This window comes from Blautia faecis, assembly GCF_027662325.1.
Classification (GTDB): Bacteria; Bacillota; Clostridia; order Lachnospirales; family Lachnospiraceae; genus Blautia_A; species Blautia_A faecis.
In genome coordinates this window covers 1-18,053 of record NZ_JAQDKY010000003.1, presented here as the reverse complement: position 1 = coordinate 18,053, position 18,053 = coordinate 1, and the positions used below count along the sequence as shown (strand labels likewise).

The window sequence follows — 18,053 nt, the reverse complement described above, 5'->3', positions numbered from 1 at the left end:
CAAAGGATTTTAATATGAGCGATAAAAACGGATCAGAGGGACGGATCCAGTGGTCTCGTTTCTTCAAAAAATTATCTCCTTACATGATCCAGAAGGGACTTTTGTATCTGAAGCATTATGGTCCAAGGGAGTTCTGGATACGGCTGCACGAGCGCTTTGAGCCGGAGGAGATCCCTTATGGTCCCTGGTACGCGGCATATGTGCCGGACCAGACGGTCCTTGACAAACAAAGAAAGAAAAAATTTGCTTACGCACCTCTTATCAGCGTGGTAGTTCCGGCTTATCGTACTCCGGAATTATTTTTGCGGCAGATGATCGATTCACTGGAAGCACAGACCTATGAGGACTGGGAGCTTTGCATTGCCAATGGAAGTCCGGAAGATCAGTCCATGAGAAAAGTGCTGGAAGAATACAGCAGCAGGGACAGGAGAGTACGCTGGCAGGAACTCACTGAGAATAAAGGGATTGCAGAGAACACCAATGCTGCATTTGCCATGGCAAAGGGAGAATTTGTGGGGCTTCTGGATCATGATGATCTTCTTGCGCCAAATGCTCTTTACGAGGTTGTGAATGCACTGAACCAGCATGAGCACGGGGATGCAGTATACACAGATGAGGATAAGGTGACTGCTGAACTGGATGAGCATTTTCAGCCGCACCTGAAGCCAGATTTTAATATTGATCTGCTTCGTTCCAATAACTATATCTGTCACTTTTTTGTTGTGCGGCGGCAGCTTGTAGAAGAAGTGGGCGGATTCCGCAGGGAATTTGACGGAGCACAGGACTATGATTTTATTTTCCGTTGTGTGGAAAAAGCCAGGGAAGTGGTGCATGTACCGGAGATTTTGTACCATTGGCGTACCCACAAGGCATCTACTGCTGATAATCCTGCAAGTAAGATGTACGCTTTTGAAGCAGGCAAACGTGCTATCGAGGCACATCTTGAGAGGACTGGAGTAAAAGGCACTGTAAGCCATACTCCGGATCTTGGATTTTACAGAGTGAAATACCCGGTACAGGGACATCCGCTTGTTTCCATTATCATTCCCAATAAAGACGAGAAGGAAACTCTGGAGAAATGCCTGGAATCTATTAAGAAGAACACACTCTACGACAATTATGAGATCATTATCGTGGAGAATAACAGCACTACAGATGAGATTTTTGATTATTACAGGAAGATTTCAGAGGATCCCAGGATCCATCTGATCTGCTGGAAAAAGGAATTCAACTATTCCGCGATCAACAACTTTGGGGTTAAAAATGCCAGAGGTGAATATCTCCTTTTTCTGAATAATGATGTAACGGTCATTACAGAGGACTGGATGGGAGAAATGCTGGGGGTGTGTCAGCGAAGAGAAGTGGGAGCAGTAGGTGTGAAACTGATCTATCCGGACAATACCATCCAGCACGCAGGCTGTGTGATCGGAATTGGTGGAATTGCAGGTCATATGTTTGTGGATATGCCTGCGGATCGTACCGGATATCTCCACAAGGCGTCTATTTTACAGGATATGAGCGCTGTAACTGCAGCCTGTATGATGATGAAGCGCAGTGCTTTTGACAAAGTGGGCGGCTTCACAGAAGAACTTGCAGTCGCCTTTAACGATGTGGATCTGTGCCTGAAGACTACGAAAGCAGGTTATCTGGTGGTTTATGATCCTTATGCAAGGCTTTACCATATGGAATCCAAGACCCGCGGAGCAGAGAACAATGAGGTGAAAGTCAGACGTTTCCAGCGGGAAATCGAATATATGAGATGTAACTGGATCGATATTCTGAAGAACGGTGATCCCAATTATAATAAGAATCTTTCCCTGACCAAGTGGAATTATTCTTTAAGACCACTTCCGGGCATGACCGGCAAAAAGGAGGAAGACTAAGAAGACATTATGCAGGAAGTATCAGTCATTATTCCCAATTATAATGGGATGGCATATCTGGAGGGTGTGCTTTCAAGCCTGGAGCAGCAGGCGTTTCAGAATTTTGAGACCATTCTGGTGGACAATGGATCCTCAGATGGAAGCGTTGCCTTTGTAATGGGGAACTTTCCCTGGGTACACATTGTGGAGCTGCCAGATAATTTCGGCTTTTCAAGAGCTGTAAATGAGGGGATTTATGCATCACGGACACCTTATGTGCTCCTTTTGAATAACGATACAGAAGTAGATAAGAATTTTGTGGGGGAAATGCTGGCAGCTATAAAGCGTCATAAGAAGGCCTTCTCCTGCAGTGCAAGGATGATCTGTTATCATGACCGGAATAAACTGGATGATGCAGGAAATTATTATTCTGCTCTTGGCTGGGCATATGCCCGGGGCAAAGGAAAGGATATCCATTCCTTTGAGAAGGAAGGGCGGATATTTGCTTCATGCGCTGGCGCAGCTATTTACCGTAAGAAGGTTTTTGAGAAAATCGGATATTTTGATGAAGAGCATTTTGCATATCTGGAAGATATTGATGTGGGCTATCGTGCCAGGATCTTTGGATATGAGAACTGGTATGTGCCAGCTGCACTGGTCTATCATGTAGGCAGCGGAACAAGCGGATCCAGATACAATCAGTTTAAGACCAGATATTCTTCAAGAAATAATATTTATCTGATCTACAAAAATATGCCGGTTCTTCAGATTATTTTGAATCTTCCTTTTCTGGTGCCGGGCTTTGGCATGAAGATCCTGTTTTTTTCCCAGAAGGGAATGGGCAGGGAATATGTGGCAGGAATCAAAAATGGGTTCCAGATCAGCCGCAGAAATAAAAAAGTGAAGTTCCACATGAGAAATCTTGGAAGATATGCAAGAATCCAGCTGGAATTGTGGTGGAATATAATTTACAGATTTATGGTATAAAAAGTTTGTGCAGAAGTGATTCGTTAGTATTTCGTAACTATTTTTCACATTAATGTATGAAGAATTTATTGCAATTCTGTTTTATCTATTATAAGATAGAGAAAGTCACAGACCAGATAGTGCTTAAAGCGTGAGATGTGGATGAAACGCGCAGCAGGAACAGGTTTGTGAAGGTTGCTGTGAGTGACAGAGCCAGCAACATGCGAAGAAGGGCAGAGGTGGCAGAGATTGATTAAAGATAATCAGAAGAACTTCAGTCGGCTCCATGTCGTTATAGATGCCTGTGTAATTACGTTATCTTATATGTTTGCCTGGGCGCTGAGATTTATCGGACCTTTTGCGGCAAATGCAGTCCGGGCCAGAAGCTTCCAGCAGTATATGTCTGCACTGGTATTTATCCTGCCGGCATATATTCTGCTGTATCATGCGTTTTCGCTGTATGAACCAATGCGGATGCAGGGAAGACGTCTTGTGTTGTCTAATATTGTGAAAGCCAATTCTCTTGGTATTCTGATCACTACATTTATTTTGTATACCATTGAAGAAGGCGATATTTCCCGTTCCGTACTGTATATGTTTTACGGAATCTGCATTGTAGCAAGCTGGGGAGCAAGAATGTTCATTTTCTACAGCCTGCGCAAAATGCGAAAGAAAGGACTGAACCAGAAACAGGTAGTGCTGGTTGGGTACAGCCGGGCAGCAGAAGAGTATATTGACCGCATTCAGCAGAACCCTCAGTGGGGATATGTGGTAAGAGGCATTCTGGATGACAATATTACTGCAGGTACCATGTATAAAGGCGTCAAGGTGATCGGAAGAATTGCCAATCTGAACGTGATCCTGCCGGAGAACAGGCTTGACGAGATTGCGATTACACTGGGATTAAGTGAATATTACCGACTGGAGGAGATTGTAGCGCTTTGTGAGAAATCAGGAGTGCATACAAAATTTATTCCGGATTATAATAAGATTATTCCTACGAAACCATATACAGAGGATATTCTGGGACTTCCGGTGATCAATATCCGGTATGTTCCTCTTAGTAATACTTTTAATGCCATGATAAAAAGAATAATGGATATCTGTGGCTCCATTATTGGAATCATTGTGGCGTCGCCGATCATGCTGGTACTATGTGCGCTGATAAAGCTCACTTCTCCTGGACCGCTGATCTACCGTCAGGAACGTGTGGGTCTCCATAATCAGACTTTCTGGATGTATAAATTCCGTTCTATGGAGATTCAGCCAGAGGCAGAGGAGAAGAAAGCCTGGACAGTAAAAAATGATCCCAGGGTTACAGCAATCGGCAGATTTATGCGAAGAACCAGCCTTGATGAACTTCCCCAGCTTTTTAATATTTTAAAGGGAGATATGAGTCTGGTAGGGCCAAGACCTGAGAGACCATTTTTTGTGGAAAAGTTCCGTGAAGAGATTCCGAGATATATGGTGAAGCACCAGGTAAGACCCGGGCTGACCGGATGGGCACAGGTAAACGGATACAGAGGTGACACTTCCATCCGCAAGAGGATTGAGTGTGATCTTTACTATATCGAGAACTGGACTGTAGGGCTTGATATCAAGATAATGTTTATGACGATCTTTAAAGGATTCATTAATAAGAATGCGTATTGAGAAAGGAAAGAAAAATGGCAAGACCTGGTAGAAAAAAGAGGACTGCTTTGTTTATTGTGGAAATTATCTGTCTTTTGCTGTTTATTGGCGGATTGTATGTATATGGACAGATTGATTCCAGATTGAACAAGATTGAGACACCTCAGCTGGATGAGAGCAAGATTGTTACGAATGTGACAGCACCACAGATGTCTGGCTATACAACTTATGCACTTTTCGGAATCGACCAGCGTTCCAAGAATGCTGCGCTTGATGCACAGAACAGTGATACCATTATCATTGCAAGTATTAATAATGATACCAAAGAGGTGAAGCTTGCTTCCGTATATCGTGATACTCTTCTGGATATTGGAAATGATACTTACACCAAGGCAAATGCTGCTTACGCATATGGCGGTCCGGAACAGGCCATTTCCATGCTGAATACCATGCTTGATCTGAAAATTACGGATTACGTAACTGTTAATTTTAATGCAATGGTAGCTGCAATAGATGCACTTGGCGGTCTTGATATTCCTCTTTCCTATGCGGAAATGGTGTTTATGAATGACTATTGTATAGAAACCTCCCAGGAGACTGGCAAAAGCTACACACCAGTAGAACTGCCGGATCCCAAGCCGGAGAACGAGGAGGAAATCCTTGGAACATACCATCTGAATGGTGTACAGTCAGTTTCTTACTGTCGTATCCGTTACACTGCAAGTATGGATATGGGACGTACTGAGCGTCAGCGCCGTGTGATCGGAATGATGGTTGACAAAGCAAAGGCAGCAGGAATTACCACCATTTTTAATATTATGGACGAGGTATTTCCTATGATTTCCACATCTATCACGAAGACTGAGATTCTGAACCTGATTCCGACTTTGATGGGGTATAGCATTGCGGATACTACCGGTTTCCCAGCCAAGTACAAATTTGCGGATGTGAAGAAGGCCAGCATGGTTGTTGCAGACACGCTGGAGGATAATGTAAAGGAACTTCATAAGTTTCTGTATGGTGCTGACGAGAATTACCAGCCGTCACAGAACATTGTGGAGGCGAATGCCCGGATCATTGAGCTTGTAGGCGGTGCAGATACCTTGGTTGACCAGTCTCCGATTGCAAGTAATGAAGCAGGAAATTCTTCTGATATTGTATGGCAGGGTGACGGAAGCGGAAACTATGATTATAACGATTATGGTGGAAGCGATTACGACAATAGCTATGACAACAGCTCTGACAGTAGCTACGACAATAGCTATGACAGCGGAAACGACTATAGTGGAGACTATAGCGGCGATTATAGCGATGGCAGTTATGACAGTGGAAGTGATTCTGGAAGCAGTTACGATAATGGAGGAGACTACAGCGGCGGAGATTATAGTGGAGACAGCTCCGGCGATGGCGGTTTCGAAGATGGAAGCGGATATTGATCAGTAGATAAATATTCCATGATTGAAAATTTAAAGGGACCATCCGAAAGGAAGTGGTCCCTTTTTCACGAAAAGGATGTGCTCTCTGCCAGCATTGTTACCATATTGCGAAAGTATATTTATTCGTGCAGAGCCTGAAAGAGGAGAGATACTATGGAAACAGTTGACATAATTATTCCCGCATACCGTCCGGGAAAAGAATTTGAAAATTTGTTGGATTCTCTTTCCACACAGAATTATCCAGTGGAAAAAATTCTTGTTATGAATACAGAAGAAAAATTCTGGAACACGGCCTGGGAGAAAAAATTTCCAAAAGTGGACGTGGTACATTTGAAAAAGGCGGATTTTGACCACGGTGGAACCAGATGCCGGGGAGCAAGACTGTCTGATTCAGATATTATGGTATTTATGACTCAGGATGCAGTTCCGGCAGACAGAAATCTGATTGGAAATCTGATCCGTCCACTGCAGGCAAATTCCAAAGTTGGAGCGGCCTACGCAAGACAACTGGCGCGGGAGGACTGTGCTTATCTGGAAAAATACACCAGAAGATTTAATTATCCGGAAACTTCTTCTATAAAATGGGAAAAAGATACTGGCACATATGGAATAAAAACTTATTTTTGCTCCAATGTGTGTGCAGCTTATAAGAAAAGTATTTATGAGGAAATTGGCGGTTTTGTAAAAAAAGCTATCTTTAATGAAGATATGATCTATGCAGGAACTATGGCAAAGCGGGGATATGGAATTGCCTATGCTGCAGATGCCTGTGTGATCCATTCACACAATTATTCATGCAGACAGCAATTTCACCGAAATTTTGATCTGGGTGTTTCCCAGGCAGATCATCCGGAGATTTTTGAGGGAGTACCGTCAGAGGGAGAGGGACTTCGCCTTGTAAAAAAGAGCCTGGCTTATCTTATAAAAACAGGGCATATATGGCTGGTTCCCAAGCTGGCAGGGCAAAGTGGCTTCAAATATATGGGATATTTTCTTGGGAAAAGATATAAAAAGCTGCCGAAAAAGGTGATTCTGTTTTGTACTATGAACCGTGAATATTGGAAAAACGAGTAACTGTTCAGTGCTTTCACAGTTATGCACTTCGTGAACAGGGACTGTGGCTATGAAAGGTGACACTTTTTTTCGTGTCACCTTTTCTTAATGAATCTATCACATTTTCAACACAATTGCTTGCTAAACTTGTATCATAAATAAAAGAAAATGTTACAGAATGCTGCAAATTCCAACGTGAACAGCAGCACTGTTTATGAACATAGAAGGGAGCAGAATATGAGTGATGAATGGAATTGGGGACAGGAGCCAGAGAAATCGGATGGCGGCTCCCAACAGCCAGAGAATACAGATGAATCCGGAACGGTTGTATCGGATCAGACAGCGGCCCCCGAAGATGAACTGAATGAAAATGTAACTTATCATTACAAATATACCAGCAGCAGAAATTCAGATGGTGCAGGAAACACAGACAATGGAAATTATTACGCTTCCAGCAACAATTCAGATACTTCCGGAAATTCATCCAAAGACAGCGGTTTTCAGTCCCAATCTTCGGAGCCCAAATATGCGCATTATCAGGTTGATGAACAGGAGAAGAATCCTGAGGAAAAGAAGAAAGGAAGACATCACAGACTTCATAATGATAAGGCAGCATCTTCCGGTTTTGGAAGAAAAGCAGGGAATACCATTACGCTGGCAGTGATTTTTGGTCTGGTGGCAGGTCTGGTATTTCAGGCAGTAAATATGGTGTCAGATAAATATTTTAAGAAAGAAACTCAGACTGCAGTAGGAACTGCAGAGACACTTACTTCTTCAGCATCTGCAAGTACCACGGCAGAAGAAAGCACAGATGCAGGCGAAGGCATCAATGCAGAAATCGTAGCAAATGAAAAAGGTCCCGTTGCAGGGGTTGCCCAGGCTGCAATGCCCTCAGTCGTGGCAATCACTTCAGTAAGCATGCAGGAAATTCGCAGCTTTTTCGGCTATGGAATGGAATATCCCAGTACAGGAAGCGGTTCTGGTATTATTGTCGGAGAGAATGATGATGAACTTCTCATTGCTACCAACAATCATGTAGTGGAGGGCGCTACTACACTGAGTGTCTGCTTTATCGGAAGTGATGTGGTAAGTGCAGAACAGGAAACTGAGAATTATATAAATGGAAATGGAGACTTGAATATTGATGGTGCAGTTTCCGCAAAGATAAAAGGAACTGACGAGGATACAGACCTTGCGGTGATTGCAGTTGAAAAAAGTGACATTCCGGAAGAAACCATGAGCCAGATTAAAATTGCCCAGCTTGGCAATTCGGATGATCTTGCTGTTGGTGAGCAGGTGGTTGCCATTGGTAATGCACTTGGTTATGGTCAGACTGTAACATCTGGCTGGGTAAGTGCCCTGGATCGCACTGTTCAGTCCGATTCCAATACTTATGAGGAGCTGATCCAGACAGATGCAGCAATCAATCCTGGCAACAGTGGTGGTGCCCTTTTAAATATGCAGGGAGAATTGATTGGAATTAACTGTGCCAAAATTGCATCAAGCAGTATAGAGGGAACCGGATATGCCATTCCGATTTCCAAGGCACAGCCCATTCTGGAAGAACTTATGAATCGTAAGACAAGGGATAAAGTTTCAGATGAGTCACAGATTGGCTATCTGGGAGTTAAATTCGCCGATCTTTCCAGAGAAGCAATCCAGATGTATAATATGCCATCTGGTGCATTTGTTATGGATGTGTATCCGGGAGAGGCAGCAGATAATGCCGGAATCCAGAAAAGCGATATTATTACCAAGCTGGATGGCCAGAAGGTTTCAAGTAAGGCTGATATCAACGATAAGCTTCAGTATTATTCAGCTGGTGAAGAAATCGAAATTGAGGTGGCACGGTTAAATAACGGAGAGTATGAGGAATCGACAGTAACTGTTACATTGAGTGCAAGACCGGATGGTAATCAGTAATATGCAAGGGGAGCTGATAAGGCTCCCCTTTTCACATTTTATAAAAAGTTAATTTCTAAATCAGAGAAAAGTATGGTACAATAAGAAAACAAAAATGATTTTTACATAAGATAGGAAAGACTGCTGGTCAGCCTGATAACAGCAGCAGGAAAGGAAATAATTATATGACTGAACATTTTGACGATGAAAAAGACGAAATCATCGATGGCGATATAACAGAGAAGAACGATGATCACGAAGATGACAGCGATTATGAGAAATTCTGTTTTCTCTGTCATCGTCCGGAGAGCCAGGCAGGCAAAATGATCGAGCTTCCTAACAATATACATATCTGTAATGATTGTATGCAGAAAAGCTTTGACACCATGACCCAGCAGATGAATAACGGACTGAATCTGAACGATCTTCTTAATATGCCTAATGTGAGTATGATCAATCTTGGCAGTATTCAGGATGCAATTCCTCGTCCGAAGAAAGTAAAGAAGAAAAAAGAAGATGCCAGGCCAGAGATTGATCTTAAGAAGATCCCGGCACCACATAAGATCAAGGCAAGCCTTGACGAATATGTAATTGGTCAGGAGAGAGCCAAGAAAGTAATGTCTGTTGCTGTCTATAATCATTATAAGCGTGTGGCTACAGACACTATGGATGAGATTGAGATAGAGAAGTCCAATATGCTGATGATCGGACCTACCGGATGCGGAAAGACCTACCTGGTAAAAACTCTTGCCAGACTTCTGGACGTGCCGCTGGCTATTGCAGATGCTACTTCTCTTACAGAGGCAGGCTATATTGGTGACGATATTGAGAGTGTGATCTCCAAGCTTCTTGCTGCAGCAGATAATGATGTGGAGAAAGCAGAGCATGGGATTGTCTTTATTGATGAGATTGACAAGCTGGCCAAGAAAAAGAACACCAATCAGCGTGATGTAAGCGGTGAAGCGGTTCAGCAGGGACTTTTGAAGCTTCTGGAGGGAAGCGAGGTAGAGGTGCCGGTCGGAGCCAACAGCAAAAATGCCATGGTTCCTATGGTAACGGTAAATACCAGAAATATTCTGTTTATCTGTGGAGGGGCATTCCCGGATCTGGAGAATATTATCAAGGAGAGACTGAATAAGCAGGCATCTATCGGCTTTTACGCAGACCTGAAGGACAAATATGACAATGATCCACATATTCTGGAGAAGGTAACAGTAGATGATATCCGTGCATTTGGCATGATTCCGGAATTTATCGGACGTCTGCCGATTATATATACACTGGACGGACTGAATGAGGATATGTTAGTGCAGATCCTGAAGGAACCGAAGAATGCAATTTTGAAACAGTATCAGAAGCTCCTTGCCCTGGATGAGGTGAAGCTGGATTATGAGGAGGATGCGCTTCACGCGATTGCGGCCAAGGCACTGGAGAAGCATACTGGAGCCAGAGGTCTTCGCGCCATTCTGGAGGAATATATGCTGGATATCATGTATGAGATTCCGAAAGATGACAGTATTGGACAGGTGATCATTACCAGAGAATATATTGAAGGTACAGGCGGTCCGAGAATCCTGCTTCGCGGACAGGAAATTCCCCTGATCGGGATGGCTCAGTAGACAGGGAAACAGGTGTTTCATCACTTTGCAGCTGTTCAGGAGACAGCTTTTAGCCGTAAAAGTACTGAATAGTTACAACACTTTTTATATGAAAGGGAGATGGTATTATGGCACGCGATTTTTTTGACGAGTTAAGTGACACAATTACAAGGACAACCAAGGATCTTGGAAAAAAAGCCGGTCAGCTTTATGAGGCACAGAAGATCAAAAGTAAGATTTCCAGTGAAGAGCAGATGGTACAGAAACTGAAAGCAGACATTGGAAATGTGATCTTTGAGAAGTACAAAGAAGGTGCAGAAGTAGAAGAAGCTCTTAAAGGGTTCTGCGAAGAGATTGAGCAGCATCTGGATATTATTGATGGATATAAGGATGCAGCAGCGGAGATGAAGGGACGGAAAATCTGTCCGGCATGTGGAAAATCTGTAGACAGAAGTGTCTCCTTTTGTCCATATTGTGGCTCTGTATGCCCGACTCCGGAACCGGAGAAAGCTGAGGGTGATGTGGTGGACACTGAGACTGCAGAACCTGTAGAAGAGACAGAAGAGAAGCAGGCAGAGAATGAGGCAGGTACAGAGGAAGAAAAGGTCTCAACAGAAACTGAGGAAAGTGGTCAGGATTTTCCAGGTAAATAAGGAGGCTGCATTTATGCTTTCGCTAACAATTGCCGGCGGAATTTTTCTGTTGGATTATAAGATAAAAGAACATATTGACAGTACCCGCCTTCAGGGAAGCAAAGAAGAAGTACTGGGAGGCAGACTGCTCCTTCGGAACTGTCACAATAAAGATAAGATTCTTGGTAAGGTAAAAATCGGCAGGGAGAATTGCCAGGAGCTTGCAGCAGCTGGTATGGGCTGTGTGGCAGGGGAATACTGGCACCAGCTTCTCCACGGCGGAAATAAGCTTAGCAGAGTCGGTCTTGCCATGATCCTGGGTGGTGGAATGGCCAACTACACAGACCGTCGAAATAAAGGATATGTTACAGATTATGTGAGCCTGAATGTGAAGAAAAAAGAAATTCGTAAGATCGTATTTAATCTGTCTGACGTATGTATTGCTGCAGGTACCATTCTGTGGGCAGCAGGAAATTTATTTTCATATAGGAAAAAATAATCTGAGACAGAAAACAAAAGACACCTGGCACAGTGCGCTAGGTGTCTTTTGTTTTTCTGGAGAGCAGTGAGGGAGGATAAGGCTGCTTTGTATCTGTGCGTTCCAGCAGATAATCTACACTTACATTATAGAAGTCTGCAATTTTGCATAAGACATCAGGAGGGATGATTCTTTCCCCTCGTTCATAACGTGAGTAGGTACGCTGGATCACATTGAGATAGTGAGCCATGTATTTCTGTGTCAGATCATGATCTTCCCGCAGCTCTCTGATTCTTTTGTACGTCATATTTCATTTCTCTGGTGTAAAAGTATAAATAGTATCAGCCGTCAGCCACAGGTGGATAACGGTTGATTTCATTATAAATTGCGGTTCCCTTGGAATAGTTAAAAAGACCAAAATGGACTAAGAACAAATCTATGCCGGAATCCTAAAAGATACAAAAATATATTTTTTAAATTTTTCAAATTTTTTTGAAAATTAGTGTTGACATTTGACTGAATGTGTTGTATTATAATCAAGCAGTCGCGAGAGAGCGATTGAAACATAAGAAATGCAGGAGTGGCGGAATTGGCAGACGCGCAGGCTTCAGGTGCCTGTGGTCGCAAGATCGTGTGGGTTCAAGTCCCATCTCCTGCATTATTTTTTTTCTTTTGTTACGAATACCAGAGTTGCGTATAAGGTTGGCTGTGAGGCACAGGATGTCTCTTTTATTCAGACTCGGATCCAGTAGCTTTTTTCTGTTGTGCAATTTTTTTAAGCACAACAGAATTTTTTTTTGCTCATATTTTGTTGAAAAAAGCATTTTGCTATGATACAATCTTGAAGATTTAGGATAAAATAAGAAAGAAAATGACATAAGAAAGGGAGATTGTATGAAAGCATTTCTGATATTAGAAGATGGCCATGTATTTACAGGAACCAGCATTGGTTCTGCAAGGGAAGTCATCAGCGAGATCGTTTTTAATACTTCCATGACCGGTTATCTGGAAGTAATGACAGACCCGTCTTACGCAGGACAGGCGGTATGCATGACCTATCCATTAATAGGAAATTACGGAATCTGTTATGATGACCAGGAATCCACCAGACCGTGGATCGACGCATTTATCGTACGTGAATTATCCCGTGTTCCAAGCAATTTCAGAAGCGTTGATACCATTCAGCATTTCTTGACTAAGCATGATATTCCTGGAATCGCAGGAATCGACACCAGAGCTCTTACCAAGATCCTCCGTGAGAAAGGTACCATGAACGGTATGATCACAGTGGATGAAAATTATGACTTAAACGCAATTCTCCCCAAGTTAAAAGCATATACAACTGGTAAAGTAGTGGAAAAAGTAACCTGCCGTGAGAAAGAAATCCTTCCTGGAAATGGCCCGAAGGTAGCCCTCATGGATTTTGGTGCGAAACGTAATATTGCCCGTTCCCTGAACAAGCGCGGATGCCAGGTAACCATTTATCCGGCTCTTACACCGGCAGAGGAGATCCTTGGAGATCATCCAGACGGAATCATGCTCAGCAATGGCCCTGGAGACCCGAAAGAATGCGCTTCTATTATTAAAGAAGTAAAGAAACTTTACGATTCCGATGTTCCGATTTTTGCAATCTGTCTTGGACATCAGCTGATGGCACTTGCAACAGGCGGAGATACCTATAAGATGAAATATGGTCACCGCGGTGGAAACCATCCGGTAAAAGACCTTACAACAGGCAGAGTTTACATCTCTTCCCAGAATCATGGCTACGTAGTAGATGCCAAGGACCTTGAGGAGAAAAACATTGCTCATCCTGCATTTGTGAACGTAAATGACGGAACAAACGAAGGAATGGCATACGTTGGAAAGAATATTTTCACTGTACAGTTCCATCCGGAGGCATGCCCGGGACCGCAGGATTCCAGTTACCTGTTTGACAGATTTATGGATATGATGGGAGGAAATAAATAATGCCAAGAAATAAAGACATTAAAAAAGTACTTGTTATTGGTTCAGGTCCGATCATCATCGGCCAGGCAGCAGAGTTTGACTACGCAGGAACACAGGCCTGCCGTTCCCTGAAAGAAGAAGGTCTGGAGGTTGTTCTTCTGAACTCCAATCCGGCTACAATCATGACAGATAAAGATATTGCAGACCGTGTTTACATTGAGCCTCTTACCGTAGAAGTGGTAGAGCAGCTGATCCTGAAAGAGAAGCCAGACAGCGTTCTTCCTACCCTGGGCGGTCAGGCAGGTCTGAACCTTGCCATGGAGCTGGATGAGAAAGGCTTCCTGAAAGAACATAATGTAAGACTGATCGGTACTACAGCCCAGACCATTAAGAAAGCTGAAGATCGTCAGGAATTTAAGGATACCATGGAGAAAATCGGCGAGCCAGTTGCAGCTTCCAAGGTTGTTACCACGGTGGAGGATGGTCTTGCATTTACCAATACCATTGGCTATCCGGTTGTTCTTCGTCCTGCTTACACCCTTGGCGGAAGCGGCGGCGGAATTGCCCACAATGAATACGAGCTTCGTGAGATCCTGGAGAATGGTCTTCGTCTTTCCCGTGTTGGAGAGGTTCTGGTAGAGCGCTGTATCGCAGGCTGGAAAGAAATCGAGTATGAGGTAATGCGTGACAGTGCAGGAAACTGCATCACTGTCTGCAACATGGAGAACATTGACCCGGTTGGTGTCCACACAGGAGACTCCATCGTAGTTGCTCCGTCCCAGACTCTTGGAGACAAAGAGTACCAGATGCTCCGTACCTCTGCCCTGAACATTATCACAGAGCTTGGAATTACAGGCGGATGTAACGTTCAGTACGCACTGAAACCAGACAGCTTCGAATACTGTGTTATCGAGGTTAACCCTCGTGTAAGCCGTTCCTCTGCACTTGCAAGTAAGGCAACTGGTTACCCGATCGCAAAGGTTGCAGCGAAGATCGCACTTGGATATACACTGGATGAGATCCCAAATGCCATCACTGGAAAAACATACGCAAGTTTCGAGCCGATGCTTGACTACTGTGTTGTTAAGATCCCGAGACTTCCATTTGATAAATTTATCACAGCTAAGAGAACCCTTACCACTCAGATGAAAGCTACCGGTGAGGTTATGAGTATCTGCCATAACTTTGAGGGTGCTCTTATGAAAGCAATCCGTTCCTTGGAGCAGCATGTTGACAGTCTGATGTCTTACGATTTTACACAGCTTACAGATGAGGAACTGCTGGATGAGCTGGCAATCGTGGACGACCGCAGAATCTGGAAGATTGCAGAAGCAATCCGCCGTGGTATGCCGCAGTCCATGCTTCATGACATTACCCAGATCGACATCTGGTTCATTGACAAGCTGGCAATCCTTGTTGGAATGGAAAATGCCCTGAAGACTAGAAAACTTACCAAAGAGCTTCTTTTGGAAGCAAAACGTATGGAGTTCCCGGACTACATCATTGCCCGTCTTACAGGCAAAACAGAAGAAGAGATCAAAGATCTTCGTGCAGATTACGGTATCAAGGCTGCTTATAAGATGGTAGATACCTGTGCAGCAGAGTTTGCAGCTGCAACTCCATATTACTATTCTGTATATGGTGATGAAGGCACTGAGAATGAGGCAATTGCCACACCGGATAAGAAAAAGATCCTGGTACTTGGCTCCGGCCCGATCCGTATTGGACAGGGTATTGAGTTTGACTTCTGCTCTGTACACTGTACCTGGGCTTTTGCAAAAGAAGGATATGAAACTATCATTATCAACAACAACCCAGAGACAGTTAGTACAGACTTTGATATTGCAGATAAACTGTATTTCGAGCCTCTTACACCGGAAGATGTTGAGAATATTGTAAATATTGAGAAACCGGACGGAGCTGTTGTACAGTTCGGTGGACAGACCGCCATCAAGCTGACAGAAGCCCTTACCAAGATGGGCGTAAAGATCCTTGGAACATCTGCTGAGAATGTAGACGCTGCTGAGGACCGTGAGCTGTTCGATGAAATCCTGGAGAAATGTCAGATTCCGAGACCGAAGGGACACACTGTATTTACCGCAGAAGAAGCGAAGAAAGCAGCAAATGAGCTGGGCTATCCGGTTCTGGTTCGTCCTTCCTACGTACTTGGCGGACAGGGCATGAGAATTGCTGTAAGCGATGAGGATGTGGAAGAGTACATTGGTGTGATCAACCAGATTGCACAGGAGCATCCGATTCTTGTTGACAAGTACCTGATGGGAAAAGAAATCGAGGTTGATGCCGTTTGCGATGGCGAGGACATCCTGATTCCTGGTATTATGGAGCATATTGAGCGTGCCGGAATCCACTCTGGTGACAGTATTTCCGTATATCCGGCAAGAACCATCAGCGAGAAAGCCAAAGAGACTATTGCAGAGTACACCAGACGTCTTGCAAGAGCACTTCATGTAGTGGGTATGATCAATATCCAGTTCATCGTTCTTGGGGATGATGTATATGTAATCGAGGTTAATCCACGTTCCAGCCGTACCGTACCTTACATCAGCAAAGTTACCGGAATCCCGATTGTACCGCTGGCAACCAAGGTAATCCTTGGATACAAACTGAAAGATATGGGCTATGAGCCTGGTCTTCAGCCAGAGGCAAAACACATTGCCATCAAGATGCCAGTATTCTCCTTCGAGAAGATCCGCGGCGCTGATATCAGCCTTGGACCGGAGATGAAGTCTACCGGTGAGTGCCTTGGTATTGCAGAGACCTTCAATGAGGCTCTTTACAAAGCATTCCTTGGAGCTGGAATCCGTCTGCCGAAGTATAAGAACATGATTATGACTGTAAGACCGGAAGAGCAGGAGGACGCTGTACCGATCGCTAAGAGATTTGAGGCACTTGGATACCGTATCTATGCCACAAGAGGAACAGCCAATACTCTGAAAGAGCATGGTGTTAAGGTGATCCGTACCAACAAGCTGGAGCAGCCTGCACCGAACCTTATGGACTTGATTCTTGGTCATAAGATTGATGTGGTTATTGATATCCCATCCCAGGGTGTTGAGCATCAGAAGGATGGTTTCGTGATCAGACGTAATGCTATTGAGACGGGAGTAAACGTTCTTACTAGCCTCGATACTGCAGAGGCTCTGGTAACAAGTCTGGAAAACACAGATGCTAACAAGCTGAGCTTGATTGATATTGCGACTATTGCAAGAAGGTAATAAACACGCTCTAAGACATTAAACAAAGGTTACTGTTCACTCCGTTCACAGTAACGCGCTTCGCGATGCACAGAAAGACGAACCTTCTTGTGACAAGCACAAGAAGTAGCGTTTGCTGCGCAAACTTAATTCTCGGGTTTTCTGTGAACTTTGTTCACAAAAAACGCCTCGCGGAACGTTACCAGTGAACAGTAACAAACAAAGGCTAAATTTTGCGAAAAATGCAAAATACAAGTTTACGAAAGCAAAGTTGTGTAATATACTAAAGAGGACGGAGAAGTTCAGGTCTCCGTCCTCATTTTGTTGAAGTTAGAAAGGGGTAGAAATGGATATTATCGAACTTTTAAAGGTAATTTTCCTGGGTATTGTTGAGGGAATTACTGAGTGGCTCCCTATCAGCAGCACCGGGCATATGATCCTGGTTGATGAATTTATTCATCTGAATGTTTCACAGGATTTTATGGACGTATTTCTGGTTGTGATCCAGCTTGGAGCCATCCTTGCAGTTGTTGTTTTGTATTGGAATAAGCTGTGGCCTTTTTACATAAAGAAGCTTCCAAGAAGAACCCAGATGGCTATTGCGAAGAAGCCCAAATGGGCACAGGTGATCCTGAATTTTGTGGAGCGCTTCTGCGATAAAGAGAAATGGGTGCTGTGGTTTAAGATTGTGGTAGCATGTCTGCCGACCATTGTGATCGCACTTCCGTTTGATGATTTCATTGAAGAACATTTTAATAACTATGTGGTTGTTGCCATTGCACTGATCGTCTACGGTGTTCTGTTTATTATTGTGGAAAACTATAATAAAAGCAGAGAGCCGCAGTGCACAAGTCTGGAAGATTTATCTTTCAAGACGGCGTTTCTCATCGGCTGTTTTCAGGTGCTTTCCGTTATTCCTGGTACATCCAGATCTGGTTCTACCATCATTGGAGGAATCCTGGTTGGTACTTCCCGTACCGTTGCAGCTGAGTTCACCTTTTTCCTTGGAATCCCGGTTATGTTCGGAGCTAGCCTTCTGAAGATTGTGAAATTCGGTTTTGGATTTACCGGTACAGAGGTGCTGATCCTGGTGATCGGTATGGTGGTAGCGTTTGTAGTTTCCATCCTGGCAATCAAGTTCCTGATGGGCTATATCAAGAAACATGATTTCAAGGCATTTGGATGGTACAGAATCGTACTTGGTGCGCTGGTTTTGGTTTACTTTATTGGTAAGACTTTACTGGCATAAATTACATATAAGAAATTTCGGCGTCAGCCTGCAGGGGAAAATCTGCAGGCTGGCGTTTTTGCTATTTAATGTGTTGGTCA

At 43.8% G+C, this 18,053-nt stretch carries 13 protein-coding genes and 1 tRNA gene; 13 read left to right on the top strand and 1 reads right to left on the bottom strand.

Features of this window, described 5'->3' with window-relative positions:
- Positions 1-14 precede the first annotated feature (14 nt).
- From PGQ38_RS02510 to PGQ38_RS02470, 9 genes are all read left to right on the top strand, one after another.
- Positions 15-1,883 (top strand): glycosyltransferase family 2 protein, encoded by a 1,869-nt coding sequence (locus PGQ38_RS02510; protein WP_187566224.1) that lies wholly within the window; start codon positions 15-17, stop codon positions 1,881-1,883.
- Positions 1,884-1,892: 9 nt separating this feature from the next.
- Positions 1,893-2,849: a glycosyltransferase family 2 protein gene (locus PGQ38_RS02505; RefSeq protein WP_204453856.1), complete on the top strand. Its 957-nt coding sequence runs from the start codon at positions 1,893-1,895 to the stop codon at positions 2,847-2,849.
- A gap of 228 nt (positions 2,850-3,077) precedes the next feature.
- A complete protein-coding gene (locus tag PGQ38_RS02500) occupies positions 3,078-4,481 on the top strand; it encodes an undecaprenyl-phosphate glucose phosphotransferase (RefSeq protein ID WP_173734901.1) in 1,404 nt (467 codons plus the stop codon).
- A gap of 14 nt (positions 4,482-4,495) precedes the next feature.
- Positions 4,496-5,896: an LCP family protein gene (locus PGQ38_RS02495; protein WP_204453858.1), complete on the top strand. Its 1,401-nt coding sequence runs from the start codon at positions 4,496-4,498 to the stop codon at positions 5,894-5,896.
- Between the two features lie 153 nt (positions 5,897-6,049).
- Positions 6,050-6,970: a glycosyltransferase family 2 protein gene (locus PGQ38_RS02490; RefSeq protein WP_195392036.1), complete on the top strand. Its 921-nt coding sequence runs from the start codon at positions 6,050-6,052 to the stop codon at positions 6,968-6,970.
- A gap of 216 nt (positions 6,971-7,186) precedes the next feature.
- The gene (locus tag PGQ38_RS02485) at positions 7,187-8,872 is read left to right on the top strand and encodes a S1C family serine protease (protein WP_204453860.1); all 1,686 of its coding nucleotides are present in this window, start codon (positions 7,187-7,189) and stop codon (positions 8,870-8,872) included.
- A 164-nt stretch (positions 8,873-9,036) separates the two neighbouring features.
- Positions 9,037-10,470 (top strand): ATP-dependent Clp protease ATP-binding subunit ClpX, encoded by a 1,434-nt coding sequence (gene clpX / locus PGQ38_RS02480; protein WP_118579648.1) that lies wholly within the window; start codon positions 9,037-9,039, stop codon positions 10,468-10,470.
- Positions 10,471-10,577: 107 nt separating this feature from the next.
- Entirely contained in the window at positions 10,578-11,102 is a 525-nt protein-coding gene (locus PGQ38_RS02475) for a zinc ribbon domain-containing protein (protein ID WP_270430746.1), read from the top strand.
- A 13-nt stretch (positions 11,103-11,115) separates the two neighbouring features.
- Complete coding sequence (locus tag PGQ38_RS02470; protein ID WP_178090597.1) at positions 11,116-11,580, top strand: signal peptidase II; 465 nt, start codon at positions 11,116-11,118, stop codon at positions 11,578-11,580.
- Between the two features lie 37 nt (positions 11,581-11,617).
- Here the strand turns inward: PGQ38_RS02470 and PGQ38_RS02465 are convergent, their stop codons facing one another.
- On the bottom strand, positions 11,618-11,866 hold the full coding sequence (locus PGQ38_RS02465; RefSeq protein ID WP_118579639.1) for a helix-turn-helix domain-containing protein: 249 nt from the start codon (positions 11,864-11,866) through the stop codon (positions 11,618-11,620).
- A 267-nt stretch (positions 11,867-12,133) separates the two neighbouring features.
- Here PGQ38_RS02465 and PGQ38_RS02460 point away from each other — a divergent pair.
- The 4 genes from PGQ38_RS02460 to PGQ38_RS02445 all read left to right on the top strand — a co-directional run bounded on the left by PGQ38_RS02460 (position 12,134) and on the right by PGQ38_RS02445 (position 17,973).
- Positions 12,134-12,217, top strand: a tRNA-Leu gene (locus PGQ38_RS02460).
- Positions 12,218-12,453: 236 nt separating this feature from the next.
- Complete coding sequence (locus PGQ38_RS02455; protein ID WP_195699137.1) at positions 12,454-13,530, top strand: carbamoyl phosphate synthase small subunit; 1,077 nt, start codon at positions 12,454-12,456, stop codon at positions 13,528-13,530.
- Positions 13,530-16,745, top strand: coding sequence for a carbamoyl-phosphate synthase large subunit (carB, locus tag PGQ38_RS02450; RefSeq protein ID WP_187565431.1), 3,216 nt, complete (start codon positions 13,530-13,532; stop codon positions 16,743-16,745). The genes PGQ38_RS02455 and carB overlap by 1 nt, the downstream gene beginning before the upstream one ends.
- Positions 16,746-17,070: 325 nt before the next feature.
- Positions 17,071-17,973 carry an undecaprenyl-diphosphate phosphatase gene (locus tag PGQ38_RS02445; RefSeq protein ID WP_173719467.1) on the top strand — a complete coding sequence of 301 codons (903 nt, stop codon included), beginning with the start codon at positions 17,071-17,073 and terminating at the stop codon, positions 17,971-17,973.
- Positions 17,974-18,053 lie beyond the last annotated feature (80 nt).

Coding starts and splice junctions, on each gene's coding strand:
- PGQ38_RS02505 (WP_204453856.1), top strand. CDS start 1,893: ATGCAGGAAGTATCAGTCATTATTCCCAATTATAATGGGATGGCATAT.
- carB (WP_187565431.1), top strand. CDS start 13,530: ATGCCAAGAAATAAAGACATTAAAAAAGTACTTGTTATTGGTTCAGGT.
- clpX (WP_118579648.1), top strand. CDS start 9,037: ATGACTGAACATTTTGACGATGAAAAAGACGAAATCATCGATGGCGAT.
- PGQ38_RS02510 (WP_187566224.1), top strand. CDS start 15: ATGAGCGATAAAAACGGATCAGAGGGACGGATCCAGTGGTCTCGTTTC.
- PGQ38_RS02490 (WP_195392036.1), top strand. CDS start 6,050: ATGGAAACAGTTGACATAATTATTCCCGCATACCGTCCGGGAAAAGAA.
- PGQ38_RS02455 (WP_195699137.1), top strand. CDS start 12,454: ATGAAAGCATTTCTGATATTAGAAGATGGCCATGTATTTACAGGAACC.
- PGQ38_RS02485 (WP_204453860.1), top strand. CDS start 7,187: ATGAGTGATGAATGGAATTGGGGACAGGAGCCAGAGAAATCGGATGGC.
- PGQ38_RS02465 (WP_118579639.1), bottom strand. CDS start 11,866: ATGACGTACAAAAGAATCAGAGAGCTGCGGGAAGATCATGATCTGACA.
- PGQ38_RS02495 (WP_204453858.1), top strand. CDS start 4,496: ATGGCAAGACCTGGTAGAAAAAAGAGGACTGCTTTGTTTATTGTGGAA.
- PGQ38_RS02475 (WP_270430746.1), top strand. CDS start 10,578: ATGGCACGCGATTTTTTTGACGAGTTAAGTGACACAATTACAAGGACA.
- PGQ38_RS02445 (WP_173719467.1), top strand. CDS start 17,071: ATGGATATTATCGAACTTTTAAAGGTAATTTTCCTGGGTATTGTTGAG.
- PGQ38_RS02470 (WP_178090597.1), top strand. CDS start 11,116: ATGCTTTCGCTAACAATTGCCGGCGGAATTTTTCTGTTGGATTATAAG.